This is a genomic window from Streptomyces sp. BRA346 (assembly GCF_052851135.1).
In genome coordinates this window covers 502,449-521,312 of sequence record NZ_JAIWIH010000002.1, presented here as the reverse complement: position 1 = coordinate 521,312, position 18,864 = coordinate 502,449, and the positions used below count along the sequence as shown (strand labels likewise).

The 18,864-nt window shown below is 72.6% G+C and carries 15 protein-coding genes and 1 pseudogene; 7 read left to right on the top strand and 9 right to left on the bottom strand.

What is annotated here, in order from left to right:
- Positions 1-101 precede the first annotated feature (101 nt).
- From LCH29_RS03985 to LCH29_RS03970, 4 genes are all read left to right on the top strand, one after another.
- The gene (locus LCH29_RS03985) at positions 102-920 is read left to right on the top strand and encodes an SAM-dependent methyltransferase (protein WP_446460271.1); all 819 of its coding nucleotides are present in this window, start codon (positions 102-104) and stop codon (positions 918-920) included.
- A 715-nt stretch (positions 921-1,635) separates the two neighbouring features.
- Entirely contained in the window at positions 1,636-2,322 is a 687-nt protein-coding gene (locus tag LCH29_RS03980) for an AfsR/SARP family transcriptional regulator (RefSeq protein WP_446460270.1), read from the top strand.
- A gap of 12 nt (positions 2,323-2,334) precedes the next feature.
- Positions 2,335-2,559, top strand: a complete 225-nt coding sequence (locus tag LCH29_RS03975) for a DUF5988 family protein (RefSeq protein WP_446460269.1) — start codon at positions 2,335-2,337, stop codon at positions 2,557-2,559.
- A gap of 103 nt (positions 2,560-2,662) precedes the next feature.
- Positions 2,663-4,540 (top strand): Xaa-Pro dipeptidyl-peptidase, encoded by a 1,878-nt coding sequence (locus tag LCH29_RS03970; RefSeq protein ID WP_446460268.1) that lies wholly within the window; start codon positions 2,663-2,665, stop codon positions 4,538-4,540.
- Here the strand turns inward: LCH29_RS03970 and LCH29_RS03965 are convergent.
- Complete coding sequence (locus LCH29_RS03965) at positions 4,453-5,376, bottom strand: class I SAM-dependent methyltransferase (RefSeq protein ID WP_446460267.1); 924 nt, start codon at positions 5,374-5,376, stop codon at positions 4,453-4,455. The genes LCH29_RS03970 and LCH29_RS03965 overlap by 88 nt on opposite strands.
- 269 nt (positions 5,377-5,645) lie before the next feature.
- Between LCH29_RS03965 and LCH29_RS03960 the strand changes: the two genes are divergently transcribed.
- Positions 5,646-6,818: a CapA family protein gene (locus LCH29_RS03960; protein WP_446460266.1), complete on the top strand. Its 1,173-nt coding sequence runs from the start codon at positions 5,646-5,648 to the stop codon at positions 6,816-6,818.
- A 16-nt stretch (positions 6,819-6,834) separates the two neighbouring features.
- On the opposite strand, the gene LCH29_RS03955 is transcribed toward LCH29_RS03960, so the two are convergent.
- Both LCH29_RS03955 and LCH29_RS03950 read right to left on the bottom strand, forming a co-directional pair.
- On the bottom strand, positions 6,835-9,372 hold the full coding sequence (locus LCH29_RS03955) for an ATP-dependent Clp protease ATP-binding subunit (RefSeq protein ID WP_446460265.1): 2,538 nt from the start codon (positions 9,370-9,372) through the stop codon (positions 6,835-6,837).
- Positions 9,373-9,403: 31 nt separating this feature from the next.
- Positions 9,404-10,522 (bottom strand): PP2C family protein-serine/threonine phosphatase, encoded by a 1,119-nt coding sequence (locus tag LCH29_RS03950; protein WP_446460264.1) that lies wholly within the window; start codon positions 10,520-10,522, stop codon positions 9,404-9,406.
- Between the two features lie 258 nt (positions 10,523-10,780).
- Between LCH29_RS03950 and LCH29_RS03945 the strand changes: the two are divergent.
- Together LCH29_RS03945 and LCH29_RS03940 are read left to right on the top strand one after the other, a co-directional pair.
- A pseudogene (locus tag LCH29_RS03945) lies at positions 10,781-10,903 on the top strand (sigma factor); the annotation flags it as partial.
- An 11-nt stretch (positions 10,904-10,914) separates the two neighbouring features.
- Positions 10,915-11,769: an NAD(P)/FAD-dependent oxidoreductase gene (locus tag LCH29_RS03940; protein WP_446460263.1), complete on the top strand. Its 855-nt coding sequence runs from the start codon at positions 10,915-10,917 to the stop codon at positions 11,767-11,769.
- On the opposite strand, the gene LCH29_RS03935 is transcribed toward LCH29_RS03940, so the two are convergent.
- The 6 genes from LCH29_RS03935 to LCH29_RS03910 all read right to left on the bottom strand — a co-directional run bounded on the left by LCH29_RS03935 (position 11,757) and on the right by LCH29_RS03910 (position 18,841).
- Positions 11,757-13,217: an aldehyde dehydrogenase family protein gene (locus LCH29_RS03935; protein ID WP_446460262.1), complete on the bottom strand. Its 1,461-nt coding sequence runs from the start codon at positions 13,215-13,217 to the stop codon at positions 11,757-11,759. The genes LCH29_RS03940 and LCH29_RS03935 overlap by 13 nt on opposite strands.
- A 102-nt stretch (positions 13,218-13,319) precedes the next feature.
- A complete protein-coding gene (locus LCH29_RS03930) occupies positions 13,320-15,092 on the bottom strand; it encodes an ABC transporter permease subunit (protein ID WP_446460261.1) in 1,773 nt (590 codons plus the stop codon).
- On the bottom strand, positions 15,089-16,594 hold the full coding sequence (locus tag LCH29_RS03925) for an ABC transporter substrate-binding protein (RefSeq protein WP_446460260.1): 1,506 nt from the start codon (positions 16,592-16,594) through the stop codon (positions 15,089-15,091). The genes LCH29_RS03930 and LCH29_RS03925 overlap by 4 nt, the downstream gene beginning before the upstream one ends.
- 91 nt (positions 16,595-16,685) lie before the next feature.
- Positions 16,686-17,216, bottom strand: a complete 531-nt coding sequence (locus LCH29_RS03920; RefSeq protein ID WP_446460259.1) for a GNAT family N-acetyltransferase — start codon at positions 17,214-17,216, stop codon at positions 16,686-16,688.
- Positions 17,217-17,264: 48 nt separating this feature from the next.
- Positions 17,265-17,873 carry a DJ-1/PfpI family protein gene (locus tag LCH29_RS03915; protein ID WP_446460258.1) on the bottom strand — a complete coding sequence of 203 codons (609 nt, stop codon included), beginning with the start codon at positions 17,871-17,873 and terminating at the stop codon, positions 17,265-17,267.
- Positions 17,870-18,841, bottom strand: a complete 972-nt coding sequence (locus LCH29_RS03910) for a GlxA family transcriptional regulator (RefSeq protein WP_446460257.1) — start codon at positions 18,839-18,841, stop codon at positions 17,870-17,872. Before LCH29_RS03910 ends, LCH29_RS03915 begins: the two co-directional genes overlap by 4 nt.
- Positions 18,842-18,864 lie beyond the last annotated feature (23 nt).

Genomic DNA, 18,864 nt, shown 5'->3' with positions numbered 1-18,864 from the left:
TAGAGACGCGTTACCGGAACCCCGGACCATCGCTGAACAGGTGGAGACCTTTGTGGCCACTTGACGGCCGATCGAAGCGCCGAGCACACAGGAGGAGTGCCATGACATCCCCATCACCCGCGCCGCCAGGCGGCCAGGTGTCGGACTACTACAGTTCGCTCGGACCGCTGCTGCAGATGGCGTGGGACGACAACTTCCACTTCGGCTACTGGGACGGCCCCTCCGACACCCGCTCGGTGCGGGAGGCGACGGACCGCTTCACCGATCTGCTCGTCGAACGGCTGCGGGTGGGGCCGGGAGACCGGGTTCTCGATGTGGGCTGTGGCATCGGAAAGCCCGCGCTGCGGGTGGCGTCGACGACCGGGGCCGGTGTTCTGGGGATCACCATCAGCGAGCTTCAGGTCAAGCAGGCGACGGAAGCGGCGCTCGCCGAGGACATGTCCGGCCAGGTGTCGTTCCGATACGCCGATGCCATGGCCATGCCTTTCGGGGAGGCGTCGTTCGACGCCGTACTCGCATTCGAATCCATCAACCACATGCACCGGCCCACGGCACTGCGCGAGATGGCGCGGGTGCTGGTGCCCGGCGGCCGGCTGGTGCTGACGGATGTGACCGCGCCGAGCGGGAGCGAGGGCGGCTATCGGCCGGAGAACGAGCCCGACGTGGTCACCTCGCTGACCCGGCTCCAGGACTGGCCCGGCCTGGTCAGCGACGCCGGGCTGGTGCTGGACGAACTGACGGACGTCACCGAGCACACCAAGGACACCGCCAACCGAATGATCGACGGCATTCTGAAGTGCCGCCGGGAGTTCGAGGAGCGGCACGGGGTCAGCGTGCAGGAGGTGCTCGACGCCGCCAAGTCGGCGCTGCCCACGGTGCCCAGTGCGGGCTGCGCGATCGTGGTGGCCCACAAGCTTTGACCAAGGATTTCGGGGCCGGTTTCCACGGGGTAACCGGCCCCGGAAGTCCTGCAATTATCCACTTCTCCTCAACGGGCCCGAGGGGAAGCGGGTTTCGGCATGTCGTGCTTGAACCCGCCGACTCGATCAGCGTATTCTCATTCGCTGACCGCGCTACTCGAGGCCCACGATATCCGGACTCCGATCTTCCACACGGTATTGAATTGCGCCGCCATTCCGCGAGGGGGCGTCTCAAGGGCGCATGTATCCGGATTCTAGGTGAGGCGGGTAGTCATAGGACTCGCTCAGAACGAAGGGCGCCTGCCGGGGCAGTGAACTGCGGATTCGCGGATTCCGAATCACCGGCAGGTCCGTGATAAAGAGGGGTGAGTAATGGCAGTCGCGAACGACGTGAGTAAGCGGACCCGGCAGCACTGTCCGTCCCCGTGCGGCGATAAACAGCCGGTCCACTTCCCACAGGCGGGCGGCTCGGCGGTATGTACGCGACACAGGCCCGCACATTCGTTCGCCTCCAGTAGACAGGCACCACCCCCGGGCGGACACGAAAACACGAAGAATCTCGCGGGGATTTCCGGCAATGGCGCCGACTGTCCCATGACCGCACGCATCGGCGACTCGGACGGGGCAAGCAGTGCGATATGAGATCATGGGGCCCCTCCGCGTAGTCGAGGAGGGTCGCAAATTATCCATCAGGGCACGGAAGATCGAAGTCCTGTTGACCGTTCTCCTGGTCCGCGCGGATCAGGTGGTCCCGATCGACCAGCTCATCACGGAGATCTGGGGGGAGGGTCCGCCGCGCCGGGCGATCGCGGGCCTTCACGTGTACGTCTCCCAGATTCGCAAGTTCCTGCGCCGGCCCCACCAGAACGAAAGCCCGGTTCTCACCCGCCCCCCGGGATACGTCCTGCGCCTGGGATCCGATGATCTCGACTTCCACTGTTTCGAACGACTGGTGGGCGAGGGGCGTGACCATCTCAGGGAGCGGCGCTACAAGCAGGCCACGGCCAGTTTCGAATGCGCGCTCGAACTCTGGCGCGACCCACTGCTGGACGATGTGTGCCACGGGCCGATTCTCGAGGGCTTTCAGACCTGGCTGAAGGAAGCCCGTCTGGAATGTGTCGAGATGCTGACCGACTCGCGTCTCATGCTCGGTCGCCATCGTGAGCTGGTGAGTGATCTCTACCAGCTGACCACCGAGCATCCGCTGCGGGAGGCGCTGCACCGTCAGCTGATGCTGGCGCTCTACCGCTGCGGCCGCCGGGCGGACGCCCTGCATGTGTATCAGGCGGCCCGTAAGACGCTCAACGAGGAACTCGGACTCGAACCGTGCCGGGCCCTTCAGGACATGCAGCGGGCCATCCTCACCTCGGATGACCGGCTCGAACTCCACGTTCCCGCGTGAAGAGGTGAACAGGTGACGGAACAGAGCACATATATTCCCGACGGCACCCCGATCGAGGTCATCCTCGAAGGGGGACCGGACGATCTCCCCCGGGCGCATCGGACCGGCCGGTCGTCCCTCGCCACCCGGAAGCTCAAAATCCAGCACCGCAACGGATACGAGCATTTCGAACTCGTCGACGGCGATCTGGTCCCGGCGGTCTTTCGCTGGATCATGCGCACCAAAATCGCCGAGTAGCCCCCGGAGCTCGGAAAACCTCCGCCGAGGGGGCGCCGGACCGCTTGTCCATCGGTCCGGCGCCCCCTCGGCCCAGCAGGACTCATGCGATCAGGAGGACCGTGTGCTCACTTCACGATGGCGAGGTGCCGCGGTCGTCGCGGTCGCCCTATCGATGTCCCTCGCCGCCCTCGCCACCGGCCCCGCCGCGGCCCGCCCCTCCGCCGGGCCCTCGATCACGGTGACCCACGGCCGTACCCAGCCGGTGTTCTCCTACGGGGACGCGGTCCGGGAACACCTCATGGTCCAGACCCGCGTCGACAGCGACGGTGACGGCGCCAAGGACCGCGTGGCCGTGGACATCATCCGGCCCCGGGAGACCGAACGGGGCCTCAAGGTCCCGGTCATCATGCTGGCCAGCCCGTACAACGACACGGTCGGCCGGGGCTTCGAGGCGGAGAAGAAGACCTACGCCGCCCATGGATCCCCCGCCACATTCCCCCTGTTCTACGACAACTACTTCGTGCCCCGCGGCTACGCCGTCGTCGACGTCGACATGACCGGCACCGGCAGATCCGACGGCTGTCCGACCATCGGTGGCAAGGCCGACGTCGCCGCCGCCACCTCGGCGATCGACTGGCTGAACGGCCGGGCCACCGCCTACCGGGCCGACGGCAGCGAGGCGAAGGCCACCTGGTCCAGCGGCAGGACCGGAATGATCGGCCACTCCTACGAGGGGACCCTGGCGAACGCCGTGGCGGGAACCGGGGTGGAGGGGCTGGAGACGATCGTCCCCATCTCCGGGATCAGCTCCTGGTACGAGTTCGCCCGGACGAACGGCGCCAAGCACTGGAACGGGTTCGGACCCTGGCTGGCAGGTTCGCTGGACTCCGACCCGCCCGCGAAGTGCCAGGCGGTGCGCGACCGGCTGGCCGCGGGCGAGGACGACGCCACCGGCAACTACAACGCCCACTGGAAGGAGCGCGACTACCTCGCTCCCCCGGCTCCCCAGGTGAGCAAGGTGCGGGCGAGTGTCTTCGCCGTCCACGACCTCAGCGACTACAACGTGCGCATCGACCAGTTCGCCGACTGGTGGGCACCGCTGGCCGGGCGCGACGTACCGCGCAAGCTGTGGCTCGGGCGCTACGGCCACACCGACCCGTTCGACTGGCCCGGGCGGCGCGCCCTCTGGGTCGACACCGTGCACCGGTGGTTCGATCACTGGCTGTACGGCATCCGGAACGGCATCATGGACGAGCCCCGGGTCGACCTCCAGTCCGGCCCCACCACCTGGACCACCCAGGCCGACTGGCCCGCCCGCACCACTCCGGCGTCCCTGCACCCGAAGTCCGACGGCTCGCTGGCGCTCCGTCCCGCCACCGGCACGGAGTCCTTCACCGATCTCAAACTGAGCGAGGCGGACCTCACCGCCGACCCCGCCACCGCCCGGCCCGGACGGCTGGCGTACCTCACCCCGCCGCTGCGCACCGGTGCGCGGATCTCGGGCACCCCCACCGTGGACCTCAGGGTCAGCCTCGACAAGCCGACGTCGAACCTCACCGCGCTGCTGGTCGACTACGGCGAGGACGAACGGATCGACTGGTCGCGCAACGATCCGCTGAACGGCATCCACGACGGGCTGCGCGGGCTCGCCGAGGAGTCCTGCCACGGTGAGAGCACGGCCGCGGACGACGCGTGCTACCGGAAGACGGCCAATGTGACGGTGCGCGCCCCCTCCGAGGTGATCGCCCGGGGCTGGATGGACGCGCAGAACCGGCACTCGCTGACCACGCCCGAACCGCTGACCCCGGGCACGTCCTACCGCATCGCCTGGAAGACACTGCCGAACGACTACCAGGTCGAGCCCGGCCACCGGATCGGCCTCGTCCTCGCCGGCACCGACGCCGACTTCCTCTACTTCGAGGACCCCACCGGGGCGAAGGTGACCGTCGATCTGGCGGCCTGCCGGGTCACGGTGCCGGTGGCCGCACGGCGTGGATGAGATGGGCGCCCGCGTCCCCCGTGGCGCTCGCGTCCCCCGAGGCGCCCGCCGCGCCGCGTCCGTACCGGGCGGTCAGCTCGCCGTAGCGGATGTCCTCGGCGACAGTCAGCCCCAGGTCGCCCGCCAGTGAGGCGATCTCCTCGGGGGTGAAGTGGCTGAGGAAGGGCCCGCGCCGCCTCGGCGGCCCAGGCGGCGCGGGCCTCGTGGACGGCTCGCTGCTCCGGTGGCAGCGCGCCGGGCGGCTCTCCGTAGTCGAACACCACGCCGGAGCCGCCGGGCAGGGCCGCGATGAAACCGAGGGTGTCGAGCACCGCCGCCCGGGTCAGATACGGGACGACGCCGAGCCAGCCGAAGAACGCGGGGCGGCCCGGGTCGAAGCCCGCCGCCGCCAGGCCATCGGCGAGCCCCTGCCGTTCGAAGTCGACCGGGGCGAACGTCGGCGAGGGCGGTACGGCGATCCCGGCGGCGGCCAGCCGGTCGCGCTCCCCTTCCTGGGCGGCGGGGTGGTCCACCTCGAACACCCGTAATCCGGTGGCCCGTTGGGGAGCACGGCACCCGTAGGTGTCCAGCCCGGCTCCCAGCATCACCACCTGCAGTACGCCGCGTCCGACCGCGGCCGCCACCGCGTCCTCGGCGAAGCGGGCGCGGGCGGCCACGCCCAGCCGGATGGCCACCCGCTCGGGGGCGAACGCCGCCGCGAGGACCGGATTGTCGGCGTCCGGGCCGAGGGTGCGCAGCGCCAGCGGATCGCTGAACACTCTGCCGCCCTCCAGCCGCTGGTGTGCCGCGCGGAAGGCGGCGGCGCGGGCGGTGATGCTGGGTTCGCCTGCCTGCATGGAGCGTCCCTCCCCCGGTTCCGCCGCGGGCGCACGGGACGGCGCTCCGCTGTGCGTGGCCCCATCGTGCCACCGCCGACACCACCGCGGACACCACCGCGGACACCACCGCGGACACCACCGCGGACGCCTCCGGAACGAGAGGGCCCATCGGGTGCTTCCGGTCTGCCGTTCCGGTGAAGCTCGGCACCGCTCCGCTGGGTGATCTTCTGTCGTGCACATAAATACGACAAACCACCCATTTGCCCCTCGTGAGTGCGGAGTGAATCGTGTTCCAGCACCGACGCCACCGAACGGCGATATTCGTGGCCGCCCTGCTCGCCACCGCCACCGCGTGCGGCAGCGGCGGCGACCCCGTCACCGGCCACGCCGAGCAGAAACCCTCCGAGACGGCGCGCGTGGCACGCGCCGAGCCCCAGAAGAAGTTCACGCTGGTGGCCACCGGCGACCTCCTCGCCCATGCCTCCGTCATCCGCCAGGCCCGCGCCGACTCGGGCGGTGAGGGATACGACTTCCACCGCATGCTGATCGGTGCCGCGCCCGTGGTCGCCCAGGCCGATCTGGCGATCTGCCACATGGAGACGGTGTACGGCGCGAACGGCGGGCCCTTCACCGGGTACCCCACGTTCAAGACCCCGCCGCAGATCGCCGGCGCGATCAAGAGGCTCGGCTACGACTCCTGCTCCACGGCCTCCAACCACACGCTGGACGCCGGGACGGAGGGCGTGACCCGCACCCTCGACGCCCTGGACAAGGCCGGTGTCCGGCACGCCGGATCGGCCCGGTCCGCCCGCGAGAGCACCACCCCGGCCCTCATGGAGGCCGGTGGCGCGAAGGTGGCCCAGCTGGCCTATGCGTACGGCACCAACGGCATCCCGGTGCCCGAGGGGAAGCCCTGGATCGTCAACCTCATCGACGCCGACCGCATCATCGAGGACGCCCGGGCCGCCCGCCGTGCCGGAGCCGATGTGGTCGTGGTGTCCACGCACTGGGGCACCGAATGGCAGGAGGCGCCGGACAAGCTCCAGCTGTCCCTCGCCAAGAAGCTCACCGCCTCCCGGAGCCACGGGCGCCGCGACATCGACCTCATCATCGGCACCCACGCCCATGTCCCCCAGGCGTACGAGAAGGTCAACGGCACCTGGGTGGTCTACGGCATGGGCGACCAGGTCGCGGGCGTGATGCCGGACGAGCGCGGGCAGATGGGCTCGGCGGCCCGCTTCACGTTCACCCCGCCCACGGCGCAGGGCAGGCCGTGGCAGGTGGCGAAGGCGGAGTTCATCCCGCACGCCGTGGACAACGACCCGATCAGCGTAGTCAACCTCCCCCGGGCGCTGGAGAAGAGCCCCGGCAACAGCCGCTACACCCACGCCCTGTCCACCATCCGGGAAGCGGTCCTCAGCCGGGGCGCGCAGAAGGACGGCCTGACCATGGGGCGCTGACGGTCAGGGCGCCGGGTCAGGTGGCCGCGGGCTCCTGCTCGATGCGGAACGCCAACGTGTCGTCCTCCACGTCGACTTCGACCGGGCTGTGCGGCCGCAGCTCACCGCCGAGCAGCATCCGGGAGAGCGGGTTGTCGACCTCACGCTGGATCGTACGGCGCAGCGGGCGGGCGCCGTACTCCGGCTGATGGCCGTGGCGGGCCAGCCAGTCGACGGCGGCAGGGGTGAAGTCGACGGGGATGTCCTGGGCGCGCATCCGGCGGCGGGTCTCCTCCAGCAGCACGTCGGTGATCTGGCGCAGCTGCTCGTCGGCCAGCCGACGGAAGATCACGACCTCGTCGATGCGGTTGAGGAACTCGGGCCGGAAGTGTTCGCGCAGCGGGCGCAGCACCCGCTCGCGGCGGGACGCCTCGTCGGCCTCGGCGTCGCCGCCGCCGAAGCCGAGGACGGCGCCGCGCCCGGTGATGGCCTCGGAGCCGAGATTGCTGGTCATGACGATGACGGTGTTCTTGAAGTCGACGGTGCGGCCCTGGGCGTCGGTCAGTCTGCCGTCGTCGAGCACCTGGAGCAGGATGTTGAACACGTCCGCGTGGCCCTTTTCCACCTCGTCCATGAGCAGCAGCGCGTACGGCTGCCTGCGCACCGCCTCGGTGAGCTGCCCGGCCTCCTCGTGGCCGACGTATCCGGGTGGCGCGCCGACGAGGCGGCTGACGGTGTGCTTCTCCTGGTATTCGCTCATGTCGAGCCGGATCATCCGGTCCTCGCTGCCGAAGAGCGCCTCGGCCAGGGCGCGGGCGAGTTCGGTCTTGCCGACGCCGGTGGGGCCGAGGAAGAGGAAGCTGCCGCTGGGGCGGTGGGGGTCGGCGAGTCCGGCCCGGGAGCGCAGCACGGCGTCGGAGACGGCGGCGACGGCCTCTTCCTGGCCGATGACCCGCTTGTGGAGGTGTTCTTCCAGGCCGAGCAGCCGCTCGCGCTCCTCCTGGGTGAGGCTGCTGACGGGGATGCCGGTCTGCCGGGAGACGATGTCGGCGATGTCCTCGACGGTGACCTCGGAGACCCGGGAGCCGTGGAACTGGGTGCCGGATCCCTCGGTGATACGGGCGCCGAGTTCGGCGATGCGGTCGCGCAGGGCGGTGGCGCGCTCGTACTGCTCGGAGGCGACGGCCTGGTCCTTGTCGCGGGTCAGCTGTTCGACCTCGCGCTCCAGGGCGCGCAGATCGGTGCCGCGGGCGCTGGAGCGCAGCCGTACCCGGGCGCCCGCCTGGTCCATCAGGTCGATGGCCTTGTCCGGGAGGTAGCGGTCGGCGAGGTAGCGGTCGGCGAGTTCGACGGCCGCGAACAGCGCCTCGTCGGTGTAGCGGACCTGGTGGTGTGCCTCGTGGCGGTCGCGCAGCCCGTGCAGGATGGAGACGGCGGCCGCGGGGGTGGGTTCGGGGACCATGATGGGCTGGAAGCGGCGGGCGAGGGCCGCGTCCTTCTCGATGTACTGGCGGTACTCCTGGAGCGTGCTGGCGCCCATGACGTGCAGCTCGCCGCGGGCGAGTGCGGGCTTGAGCAGATTGCTGGCGTCCATCGTGCCGCCCTCGGAGCCGCCGCCCGCGCCGACGACGGTGTGCAGTTCGTCGATGAAGACGATGAGTTCGTCGGAGTGGGCGCGGATCTCGTCGATGATGGCGGTGAGGCGCTGTTCGAAGTCGCCGCGGTAGCGGGTCCCGGCCACGACGCCCGCGAAGTCGAGCTGGATGACGCGGCGGCCGAGCAGGATGTCCGGCACGTCGGCGTCGGCGATGCGCTGCGCCAGCCCCTCGACGACGGCGGTCTTGCCGACGCCCGCCTCGCCGATGAGGACGGGGTTGTTCTTGCCGCGCCGGGCCAGCACCTCGATGCTCTGCTCGATCTCCTCGTCACGGCCGATCACCGGGTCGATGCGGCCCTCCCGGGCCAGGTCGGTCAGGTCGCGGCCGTACCGGTCGAGGGTCGGGGTGCCGCGGCGGTCCACCACGGGCCGCTGGTCGGCGCCGGGGACCGGGGCCGCACGGCCGGCCGGGGGCGCGCTGCGGGGTTCGAAGTGTGCGGCGTGGAGGATCTGCCCGGCGGTGGAGTCCCGGTTGGCGGCGAGGGCGATCAGTACGTGTTCGGGGCCGATGTACGAGGAGCCGCGGGCCCGGGCGATCTCGTGGGCGTCGAGCAGCGCCCGCTTGACGGCGGGCGTGACGGCCACCGAGCCGCGCGGCGGTCCGTCCCCCGCCTGCCGGTCGATTTCGGCGGCGAGCCGGTCGGGGTCGGCCCCGGCGCGGGACACCATGGTGCGCGTGGGTTCGGCGCTGAGCGCCGCCCGCAGCAGGTGTTCGGTGTCGAGGTCGGTGCTGCCGTGCTCGGCCGCGTACGACGCGGCGGAGGAGACGAGGTGGCGTGCGGTCTCGCTCATGAGTCGGCCGAAGTCGACATGGCGGTCCGACCGCTGCCCGCCGGGCCCGGTTCCGAGGAAGCGTGCGAGGAAGTCGCCGAGTGGGTCTGGCCCGAAGTCGTCAGGGCCGTCGTTCCCGCTGCCCATATCACCACTTTAGCGGTGGTTCGCGCGGCGGTCAGCTTTCCGGGTGACGGCGCTCGAGGACGACGAGGGCGGCGTCGTCGCCCTGGTGGCCGCCGATGTGGGCGAGCAGGTCGCGGCGCAGGTGGTCCACGAACCCCCGGGGCCCCTCGCCGTCCCAGGTGTGGAGCCGTTCGGTGAGCGGGTAGAAGGTGCCGTCGGCGTCGCGCGCCTCGATCACCCCGTCGGTGTACAGGAGCAGCAGATCGCCCGGTTCGAACGGGTAGTCCTCGACCCGGTAGCGCCCGGCCGCCAGGTGGCCGAGGCCCAGCGGGAGTGCGGGGGCGCGCCCTTCGAGGGCCTTGATCGTGGAGTCGCGCAGCAGGAAGGGCGGCGGGTGTCCGCAGTTGACCATCCGTACCACCGGCTGATCGTCGGGGATCTCCAGCACGGCGGCGGTGACGAACGACTCCCCAGCCCCCGGCGCCCGGTCGGCGGGCTCGGTGCGCTCCGCGGACAGGGCGGCGTCCAGGTGCGCCACGAGTTCGGGCAGCGGTACGGGCCAGTGGGCGATGGCGCGGAAGGCGCCGAGCACCAGTGAGGCGTCGGCGACGGCGGTGAGGCCGCTGCCCCGCACATCGCCGATGATCAGGCGGGTGCCGTACGAGGTGCGGGCCGCCGCGTACAGGTCGCCGCCTATCTCCGCACCCGGCTCTGCGGCGAGGTAGACGGAGGCGATCCGCAGCGGGCCGACGCGGTCGGGCAGCGGGCGCAGCAGGACCTTCTGCGCCACGTCGGCCACCGCCCGGACCCGGGTCAGCTCGCGGGCGTGCCGGTCGAGCACGGTGCGGAACAGCACGATGAGCGCGGAGACCAGGACCAGGGTGAAGAGTTCCGCCATCCGGTTGGGCGCGGTCAGCCGGTCCTGCCCGGCGTTGATGCCGAGCTGGGCACCCACGGCCACCAGGCCGATACTGCCGGTGAGCAGCGGCCCGGCGAAGGACGCGGTCATGGCGGGGGCGGCGATGAGGAGCGGGCTGAGGCGGACGCTCGCGGGGCCGAACACATCGCCGAGCACGATCAGGACGATGAGTGCCAGGGGGATCGCGACCAGGACCCGTCTCCCCTGCTGCCCTGGCCGGCCGAGCTCCGGGGGACCCTGCCGAATATCCACATCTACTACTTACGCCTCTCCCGGCCCCCCGCGCCACCCCCGTTTCGTCACAGGCCCCCGGGCCAGCGGATACCGAACCGGCGCCGCGCGATGAAGCGCCTGGAAACGGCGTGATGTCACACTCCGGGCCGCCGCGGCGTCTCCTCTCGCGGGCCCGTTGTCCCCGGGGCCCGGAAGCGGACGCGGGAGGATCGGGCCATGGCAGAGCTGGCGGAGTTCGAGCAGCAGCGCGATCGGCTGTGAGCCGTCGCGTATCGCATCACCGGATCGGTCGCCGACGCCGATGACGCCGTGCAGGAGACCTGGCTGCGCTGGCAGGCGCTGCCCGGGGACGAGGTGGCCGACCCGCGCGCGTATCCGACCACGGTGGCATCGACCCTCACGCGCGCGAGGTGGACACCGACGACGGCCGCCGGCTTCCGTACGACCGCCTGGTGTACGCGCTCGGCAGCCGCACCGCCGACGTCGGCGAACGCGCCTTCACCGTGGAATCGGCGGCCGGGCTGCACAAGCGGCTGCTGGACGGGCCCGGTGAACTCGCCGTCGTCGGCGGCGGGCTCACCGGTATCGAGCTGGCCGCCGAACTCGCCGAGAGCCACCGCGACTGGCGGGTCCGGCTGCTCAGCACCGGCGAGGTCGGCGGCGGGCTCTCCCCCGGGGGCCGCGCCCATGTCCGTACGGTCCTCACCGCGCTGGGGGTGCGGATCGAGGAGGGCCACCGCGTGGCGGACCCCGCGGACGTCGACGCCGACACGGTCGTATGGGCCGCGTCGATGACCGCGAACACCCAGCTCGCCGAGGACGCGGGGCTCGCCCTCGATCCCGCCGGGCGCATCCTGGTGGACGCCGACCTGCGCTCCGTGTCCCGCCCCGGGATCTACCCCGTCGGGGACGCCGCCGCGATCACCTCACCGCTCGCCGGACCGCTGCGGATGGCCTGCGCCACCGCCCTGCCGACCGCCTCGCACGCCGCCTCCGCGATCATCGCCGAGGCGCGGGGACGGCAGCCGAAGCCGCTGGCCTTCCGCTATGTGCTCCAGTGCGTCAGCCTGGGCCGCGGGACGGGCTGGTCCAGTTCGTGCGCGCGGACGACACCCCGCGCGATCTGGTCCTGCGGGGTGCCACCGCCGCCCGCGTCAAGGAGCAGGTGGTGCGCTCGACCCTCCGCGTCCTGCGGCTGGCCGCCCGCCCCCGGACGCCGTCGGCCACCTCCCGGGCATGCGCTGATGGGCGATCAGAACGGGTAGTGGGCGTGCTGGGTGGCCAGGGTGATCCAGCGGGTGTCGGAGAACGCCTCGAGCCCCCAGCGGCCGCCGAAGCGGCCGTATCCCGACTGCTTGATGCCGCCGAACGGGGCCTGCGGTTCGTCCGCCACCGACTGGTCGTTGACATGCACGATCCCGGTGCGGATACGGCGGGCGACCCGCAGCCCGTGCGTGCCGTTCTCGGTGATGATGCCGCAGGTCAGCCCGTGGTCGGTGGCGTTGGCCAGGGCGATGGCCTCGTCGTCGGTGGCGAAGGGGGCGACCACGCACACCGGGCCGAACGACTCGGCCTGGTAGAGGTCCATGTCCTCGGTGACCCCGCTCAGCACCGTGGCCGGGTGGACCGAGCCCTCGGGGGCGCCACCGCCGGCGAGCACGGTCGCGCCCTTGGCCACCGCGTCCCGTACGAGGGCCGCCACCCGCCGCGCCGCCTCGGGGCGGACCAGCGGGCCGACCACGGTCGACGGATCGGCGGGGTCACCGCAGGGCAGGGCGGCGACCTTGGCCGTGAACTTCGCGGTGAACTCCTCGGCGAGGCTTTCGTGGACGAGGATGCGGTCGCCCGACATGCAGATCTGGCCGGAGTTCATGAACACGCTGAACGCGGCGGCGTCCACCGCGTAGTCCACATCGGCGTCGTCCAGCACGATGACGGCGTTCTTGCCGCCCAACTCCAGGACGGCGGGCTTGAGATGGCGCGCGGCGTGGGTGGCGACGACACGGCCGACGCCGGTGGATCCGGTGAAGTTCACCATCCGCACGCGCTCGTCGGCGATCAGCGCCTCGGCCACCTCGGCGGCGTCCTCCGGGGCGTTGGTGACGACGTTGAGCACACCGTCGGGCAGCCCGGCGTCGCGCAGGACGTCGGCGACGAAGAGCCCGCAGGCGAGCGGCGCGTCCTCGCTCGGCTTCATCACCACGGTGTTGCCCGCCGCGAGCGGGGCCGCGACCGAGCGGACACCGAGGATGACCGGCGCGTTCCACGGGGCGAAGGCGGCGACGACGCCCATGGGTTCCCGCACGGCGAGCCCCAGCGCCCCGGCCTCCTGGGCGCTGAGCACGTCGCCGCGGGGAGCGGTGATGGCGGCGGCGGCCTCGCGCAGGATGTTGGCGGCCAGCGCCACGTTGAAGTGGGCCCAGGGCGCGGTGCCGCCCGCCTCGTGCCGCATGATCTCCGCGGCCTGCGCGGCGCGGGACTCCAGTAGGTCCGCCGCGGTGAGGAAGATCTTCCGGCGGTCGAACGGCGTCACCGCGGCCCAGTCCGGGAAGGCGGCGTCGGCCGCTGCCACCGCGCGCGCCACGTCCTCGGGCCCGCCCGCCGCCACGGTGGCGTACACCTCGCCGGTGTAGGGGTTGAGGTCGTCGGCGGTACGGCCCGAGGCGGCCGGAGTGTCCTTGCCGCCGATCAGCAGGTCGCGGGTGATGGTCATTCCGGTGTCCTTCGTTGTCGCTTGCCGAACAGCCTGTGCGCGCAGTGAACTTGCGTTCAAGATACGTGTGCGCGCCAGTCTCCGCCGACGTTTCGAGAAGTGTCAATCGACGGCGGCCGGCCGCCGCGGCCACCGCACTCCCCCGGCCGAGGTGACCGCCACCACCCCCAGCAGGGCGAGCGCGGCGGCGGGGGTGAGCACGGCCCAGGGCGCGCGTTCGGCGTAGGGGTGGTTCTCGGCGAGGAGCCTGCCCCACTCGGGGGACGGCGGCTGGGCGCCGAGCCCCAGGAAGCCGAGGGAGGCCAGGGCCAGCGCCACCGCGGGCAGCCGCAGCAGCGCGTGGCGGGTGACGGGTGGCAGCACGGCGGGCAGCAGATGGCGGCGGAACAGGTGGCGGCGGCCCGCGCCGAGGGCGCGTGTCGCGGCGAGGTGGGTGGCGGCGCGCTCCTGGTCCAGCAGGGCGGCGGTGTGGGCGGCCAGCGGCGCCCAGGCGACGGCGCCGACGGCGAGCGCGGGCGTGTACGGGCCGGCCCCGGCCGTGCCCGCGACCAGCAGCCCGGCGAGCACGGGCGGTACGGCGTTGGCGGTCTCGACGAGCCCCCCGGCCAGCCGGGGCACCATGCCGAGCAGCAGCCCCACGGCCAGGGCGCAGGCGCTCACCGCGAGGGCGAGGGCGAGGGTGGTGAGCGCGCCGTGTCCCACCCGGGCCAGCAGATCGCGGCCGAGCGCGTCCGTACCGAACGGGTGCTGCCAGGACGGGCCGTCGAGGCGGGCCATGGGGTCGAGGGCGATGGGGTCCCGGAGCGCGCCGAGGGCGACGACGGCCAGCAGAACGGCCCCGTACAGCAGGGGCAGCGCGCGGGCGGGCGGGCCGGACGGCCGGTGGAGGGTGGGCAGGTCGCCGTCGCGCAGGGCGGGGCCGAGCAGCAGCCGGGCCGCGAGCCGGGCGAGGCCCCCGGCGGCGGTGGCGAACACGATGAGTACGAGCGTTCCGGTCTGGAGGACCGGCAGGTCCTGGGCGAGGGCCGCCTGGAGGGTGAGCCGTCCGAGCCCGGGGATGTCGAAGACCTGCTCGACGGCGACCGCGCCGCCGGTGAAGCCGACCACGAACAGGCCCAGGTTGGGCAGACTTGAGGGGACGGCCCGGCGCAGCGCCTGCCGGGCGATGCGCCGGGCGGGGATGCCGCGCGCGGCGGCGGCCTTGACCCAGGGTTCCGCGAGGGCGCCGGGCAGGACGTCGTCCAGGATGCGGCCGAGCGCGGCGCCGACGGGCAGCCCGAGCGCGAGCGCGGGCAGCGGCAGCCAGGGCCATCCGTACCAGCCGACGGCGGGCAGCCAGCCCAGCCGCACCCCGATGACGGCGGCGAGGACGGTGGCGAGGAGGAATTCCGGCAGCGCGGCGAGGAGTGCGCCGCCGCTTCCCGCGCCGCGTGGCAGCGGTCGGCGCCGCGCGCCGCGCCACAGGGTACGTGCGCACACCGCACCGGCGGTGGCCACCGCGACCGTCAGGGCCCCGGCCATCAGCAGCAGCGAGCAGCCGAGGGCCTGGGCGACCATGGGGGCCACGGCCGTACCGGAGAGCCAGGACGTCCCGGCGTCGCCGTGGGCCAGCCCGCCGAGCCAGTGGCCGAGGAGATGCAACGGCCCTGCGTCCAGGTCGAGTTCGCGGCGGATGGCGTCCAGCACCTCGGGGGTGGGATCGCGCTCGGCCGCGCGCGCCTTGAGCACGGTGCGGGCGGGGTCGGTGCGGGAGAGCCAGGGCAGCAGGCCGATGCCGCACAGCAGCAGGAGGGCGAGCGCGGCGCGCCACAGCGCGCTCAGCGCGGTGGTGCGTCCGTCGGCGGGGGTGGCCGCGGTGCGGCGTATGCCGGTCACCGGTGGGTACCGGGGCCGATGAGGGTGCGCTCGTACGGGTCCAGCTCCACGCCCCGTACGGAGGTGCCGACGCCGTGGATGATGCGCTGGTGCACCAGGGGGACGACGGCGTCGGTGCGGAGGATGGCGGTCTGGGCGTCGAGCGAGGCGCTGTGCCGCTCGTCGCTGTCGGTGCGGGAGTCGGCGTCGGCGACGGCCCGGTCCACGGCCTTGTCGCACAGCCCGGCCAGGTTGTAGCTGCCGTGGCAGGTGAAGTCGCTGGCGAGGTAGGACACGGGGTCGCCGGTGTCGAGCATGGTGTTGCGCGCGGCGACGACGGCGTCGAACGTGCCTGCGAGCGCGTCGGCCTCCAGCCGGGAGTACTCCCGGACCTCCAGCTTCACCGTGAATCCGGCCTTCTCCAGCTGTTGTTGCACCACTTGGGCGGCCTCGGGCAGCTCGGGCCGGTTGTCGTAGGTGCCGAGGGTGAGCGTGGTGTTCTCGACGCGGGCGGGCGCGGGGCGTCCGGCGGGCGCGGGCTGTTCGCCCCTGGCCCAGGAGAGGGCGGGACCGAACACGCCCTGGCCGGGGTCGGCGTGGCCCTCGTACACGCCCCGCGCGAACACCCCGGGCTCGGTGGCCTCGCGGGCGGCGGCGCGGACCTTCGGGTCGGCGAAGGGGCCGGACCGGGTGTTGAGGAAGAGGCCGGTGGTGCGGGCGGTGGGCACTTGCCGGAGGGTTGGCTTGTCGAGGGTGGCCGCCTGGGAGACCGGGACGGCCTCGGCGATGTCCGCCTCGCCGGTGCGCAGGGCGTTGGTGCGGGCGGTGCCGTCGGCGATGAAGCGGACGTCGATGCCGGAGGCGTGGGCGAGGCCGCCCCAGTAGCCGTCGAAGCGGTTCAAGGTGGCCCGAGTGGCTCCGGCGGACCGGCCGAGCGCGAAGGGCCCGGTGGCGGTGCCCGCCGGATCGGGGGCCTTCTTCCCGTACGCCTTCGGGGAGAGGATGGCCAGGCTCGGACTGGAGAGGGTGAGCGGCAGCGCGGGGTACTCGGCCGCGGTGGTGAGCCGGACCCGCCGTTCCCCCGCGGGCTTGGCGGTGAGCTTCACCCCGGAGAGCGCGGCGGGCACCGGGTCGGCGTGCGCCGCCCGGTTCAGTGCGCCCGCGACGGCCTTCGGGGTGACTGCGGTGCCGTCCTGGAACCGGGCCTCGCGCAGGGTGAACAGCCAGCCGCGGCGGCCCTCCCTGGACCAGGACTCGGCGAGCGCGGGCGACGCGGAGCCGTTGCCGTCCAGGCGGGTCAGCCCTTCGGTGACGCCGAGCCGGCTGAGCAGGGTGGCGTCGGCGCCGTACGGGGAGAAACGCTCGGCGGGCGGGAACGCCATCGCGACCCGCAACCGCCCGCCGCCGCCCGCGCCGGAGCCGCCCGCCGCGTCGTACGCCGTGCCGTTCGGGGAGGCGAAGCAGCCGGTGAGCAGCGGGACGAGCAGCAGGGCGGCGGCCGTCCGACGGCGGACACGGGGCATGGGGCACGTTCTCCAGGTGCTGCGCGGAGCGGGAAAGGCGGAGCGGGAACAGCAAGACTACATGATAATCATTTCCATCACTCCGACGAGGTCAGGCCATCGGGACCTCGACGTGCAGGACCCGGCTGCCTCCCGGCTCCTCCCGCTCGTCGCACACGGCCTTCCCCAGCGACCGCCAGAACGGCTCGGCACCGGGCACACCCGGGTCGGTGTGCAGATAGACCGCGCGGTAACCCCCGTCGGCCGCGGCGAAGTCGAGCAGGGCGCGCACCAACCGTCGGGCCAGCCCCTGGCGGCGGTACTCCGGCCGTACGTACACCCGGCGCAGCTGGGCGGTCTCCCCCGACGGGTACCGCTCCGCCAGCCACGCGGGGTTGGGCGGATGGGCCGGCCCCCGGGAGTCGAGGGCCGCGGTCCCGGCGACCGTTCCGTCCCGCTCGTCCACCGCGACCAGCAGGGTGTGCCGCGGCGACCGCAGATAGGCGGCGCCGGGATCGATGATGTCGGCGTGCCAGCGCGGCACGTAACCCGTCCCGAAGTCGCGGTAGACGGTGTCGAGCATCACGCCGCGGGCGGCGTCGAGGTCGTCGGCTGTCGCGGTCCTGATGCTGAATTCATGCACTTGCGTAGCGTACGCAATAAGCCTCCGGTGCCATCAACCGGCCGTCCCTCAGCGGTCGGCGACCGGCTCGTCGGCGAGGTAGGGCGGCGCGGGCTCGTACTGGATGTAGCGGCGTACGGCACGGGCGTGGTCGACGCCGTGCAGGCGGCCGACGAGCCACAGCGCCATGTCGATCCCGGCCGAGACGCCCTGACTGGTGACCAGGGAACCGTCCACGACGTACCGCGCGTCGCGCACGACCGTGACGTCGCCGCGCGCCTCCAACGTGTCCTCGAAGAGATGGTGGGTGGCGACCCTGCGCCCGCGCGCCGGACCCGCCTCGTGCAGGAGCAGCGCCCCGGTGCAGACGCTGGTGGTCCAGGTGGCGGCGGCGGAGGTGCGGCGGATCCAGTCGGTGACCGCCGGGTTGGACACCTCGCGGCGGGTTCCCCCGCCGCCCGGCACCAGCAGGACGTCCAGCGGCGGGTGGTCCTCCAGCGTGTGGTCCGGCAGCACCCGCATGCCCTTGTTGCAGCGGACGGCGCCGGGCTGTTCGGCGATGAGCACGGCGGTGTCGGCGTGGTCGCGCAGCATCGAGGAGACGGTGAACACCTCCCAGGGGCCGGTGAAGTCGAGTTCCTCGGCGCCCTCGAAGACCAGCAGCCCGTACGTCGTCATATCTGCTCCTTGGTGGATCGGAATCGGTCCCGGTAGTCGGACGGCGCGACGCCGACGTGCCGGTGGAACGCGCGGCGCAGGGTCTCGGCGGTGCCGAAGCCGTACCGCCGGGCGATGGCCTCCACGGGGTCGTCGCCTGCGGCGAGCGCGCGCTGCGCCGCCTCCACGCGCACCCGCTCCACATAGGTCGCGGGCGGCGTGCCGAGTTCGGCGGTGAACCTGCGCTGGAGGTGGCGGGGGCTCAACCCGGCGCAGGCGGCCAGCTCGGCGATGCCGTGCCGGGCGCCGGGGTCGGCGTGGATCGCGGACACCACGGCGCGGAGGGAGTCGGTGGCGGGCTGCGCCGACCACAGCCCCACGCTGAACTGGGACTGTCCGCCGGGACGGCGCAGGAACAGCACCAGCTCGCGGGCGACGGCGTGTGCCACCTCGCGTCCCAGATCCGCCTCCACCAAGGCGAGCGCGAGATCCATTCCGGCCGTCACCCCGGCCGAGGTCCACACCCGGCCGTCCCGGATGAAGATCGGGTCGCAGTCGACCCGCACGCCGGGGTGTTCCCGGGCGAGTTGCTCCGCGCGCGCCCAGTGGGTGGTCACCCGGAGCCCGTCGACGAGACCGGCGGCGGCCAGCAGGAACACCCCACTGCACACCGAGGCGACCCGGCGGGCACCGGCCGCGGCGTCGGCGATCCACCCGGTCAGCTCCGGATCGCGGCACGCCCGGTCGACCCCGGTGCCGCCCGCCACCACGAGGGTGTCGATGCCACCGGGGTCGAGGTCGGCCACGCCGTGCGCGGCGTGCACCGGCAGTCCGCTGGACGACGCCACGGGCCCCGGGCGGGGTGCCACGATCTGGCGGCGGTAGCCGCCCGCGAGCTTGTCGGCGTACTGGAACACCTCATGGGGGCCGGTGAGATCGAGGGACTGGAACCCGTCGAAGATCACGAAGGCGATGCGTCGCTCGTTCACCCCTTCAGGCTGCGATCCCGCCC